Genomic DNA, 2,242 nt, shown 5'->3' with positions numbered 1-2,242 from the left:
CTCCCTTCGCCAAGTTAGCCAATCCGCAATAGTTCTAGTTACTCCTTCAATAGTGATTTCATGTTTTGCATTGGCTTCTTGAATAGCAGAACGAATATCAATTATGCGCTGTTGTAAATCTTTAATGCCTTGTAATTCTCTCTGAATAAGAACGGAAGAACCTCCATCCTTTTCATGGGGGTCACGCACGGCAGACTGTCTAAATAAGTATGACTTAATAAATTCCTGCTTTTTTTCTATACGTTTAGAAATTGTAGGAATCTCCGCTAATGCTTCTGTAATTGTTATAAGCTGTCTCGACATTTTATCCCTTTCTTTATAACTGTTTATTTTTGTATTGTAGTATATTTGTCAACTATTTATATTATACACAGCATGTGTGCATTTGTCAAGAGTCAATTTTTCTTCTCCATCTACCCACACAAATTGCATTATCGAGTGATATCTATTATCAGTGCCTTCAGATGTCGTTAGAATACCCCACCCCATAAACTCTTTTCTAGTAACGTCATTCCAAACAGGAAATATTTCCATGGCTTCCGAATTTTCTGGAAAATCAGTGTGTTCAACATAGATTATAATGTCTTTTGGACAATATTCGCTATCAATCTGAATAACATCAGTTATCCTTGCTGTATAAGGCAGTCCTAACAACTGCTCTAAACGATGAGTGGATAGTTTAAACTTGGCTTTACCCATTTTTCTTTCTCCGTAAATTTATAAAATTTAAATTTCTTGCTTTTCAATTGACACTGTGTTACTTAATACAAACTGCACTTTAGCGAAGTGCCTATATTATACACAACATTAGTATACATGTCAAGAGACTATTTATTCCTAAGAATATACTGATTGATACCAAGAAGGTTGACTTTCTCCCATAAATACATTTTCCATTTCTATTTTTATTCCATCTACTCGTAAATCGCAGTATGATAAATTCTTTTCGTCAATTATTACTCGCAAACTCATTTGAGCGTCCGATGTGGTTTGCTCTATTGAATATATCTCCCCCGTATGAATATTTCTGATTATGTAATAAATCTTTCTGCTGGATTCTTCGTTCCATGTATTTATAAAAGAAATTATTTTATTAATTATGTCTTGATGTTCAATAGGTTTTAACATGATGTAATCCTCCTTATTAAACATATAAAATTTATAAATTTTAGTTTTTTGTTTATTTTTATATTCTAACACCGTGTTAGTTATATTTTAGATTTATTTTTACATTTTTCTAATAAAAACGCCTAATTTAATTTTTATTTTATGATTTTGGGCATCCTGAACAAAACATTTGTATTTCCTCTCACATCTGCACGTGTTTGTGCGCCACAGGCAGTCGCAAAATTTTAAAGTTCAGCAATTACTAGATACTGTGATGAATTTGAATTAAATTAGTTTTTACTGCATTTTGTTCAGAATGCCCTTCTAAAGTCGCCTTTTAAGGATTTTGAAACCTGCACCACTTAAGGTCGCTCGCGACTATTAGCCAAACTAAAAACCAGTGAGTCATGTATCATTCTCTTTCTTGCCCAATATAAAAAAGGCGCATTATTTGGATGGTCTATAAGTTGAATTTTGGAATTTAATGCTCTTTGAAAATACTCCTCTAACGTAATTAATTCTTCGTTCCACTCGTAATTAAACCTAGCGTCTTTATGCCAGCCCTCAGGGCTTATAACTTTAATTCCAGGGAAAAATTCTTGAAATTCTTTGCTAGTTTTTAATACTTCTTTTTCATCATCCATATACACCTACCCAAAAGTTATTTTTCATAATCCATGAACGCTTCAAAATATCAACACCATCAAATTTATCAGCAAATTCTACTTTATCATTCAGCACAATAAACTCTGGCGCGTGTCCCGTTTTTCTGATATAATGCCTAATTACTAATTTTAACCTATCTTCCAGAGGTGTTTTGTCAGATAGGTATATCATATAACCTATTTTCAGTAACTTATCTCCTAAAATATTCAGTTTTCCTTATCTCTTTAAATCAGAGTATATCACATTTTTTACACTTGTCAAGAGGCAATTTTAGCTAATTTATAGTACTTAAGTACTATTTTTTCAGAGAAATTTACTCTTGACAAGTATAAAAAGTGTGGTATTATATTAATAACTTATCTCTTAATTAACAATAGTTAATATATAATATATTATTAATTAGTTAGTTATTGTTTAGTAATATTACTCCTCCGCTAAGGCTACGGAGTAATAATAATAAAAACATAAC

5 protein-coding genes are annotated in these 2,242 nt (G+C 31.4%); all 5 read right to left on the bottom strand.

What is annotated here, in order from left to right:
* The coding region (locus tag LLF98_RS06455) for a hypothetical protein (RefSeq protein ID WP_291702023.1) at positions 1 to 303 on the bottom strand (303 nt) is incomplete at its 3' end.
* Positions 304 to 351: 48 nt separating this feature from the next.
* Positions 352 to 699, bottom strand: a complete 348-nt coding sequence (locus LLF98_RS06450; RefSeq protein WP_291702021.1) for a hypothetical protein — start codon at positions 697 to 699, stop codon at positions 352 to 354.
* A 138-nt stretch (positions 700 to 837) separates the two neighbouring features.
* Entirely contained in the window at positions 838 to 1,128 is a 291-nt protein-coding gene (locus tag LLF98_RS06445) for a hypothetical protein (protein ID WP_291702019.1), read from the bottom strand.
* Between the two features lie 341 nt (positions 1,129 to 1,469).
* Entirely contained in the window at positions 1,470 to 1,751 is a 282-nt protein-coding gene (locus LLF98_RS06440; protein WP_291702016.1) for a hypothetical protein, read from the bottom strand.
* Complete coding sequence (locus LLF98_RS06435; protein ID WP_291702014.1) at positions 1,744 to 1,944, bottom strand: hypothetical protein; 201 nt, start codon at positions 1,942 to 1,944, stop codon at positions 1,744 to 1,746. Before LLF98_RS06435 ends, LLF98_RS06440 begins: the two co-directional genes overlap by 8 nt.
* Positions 1,945 to 2,242: the final 298 nt, after the last annotated feature.

Origin of the sequence: Clostridium sp., assembly GCF_021372645.1 — a bacterium.
Classification (GTDB): Bacteria; Bacillota; Clostridia; order Clostridiales; family Clostridiaceae; genus Clostridium.
This window is presented reverse-complemented; position numbering and strand designations above follow the sequence as displayed.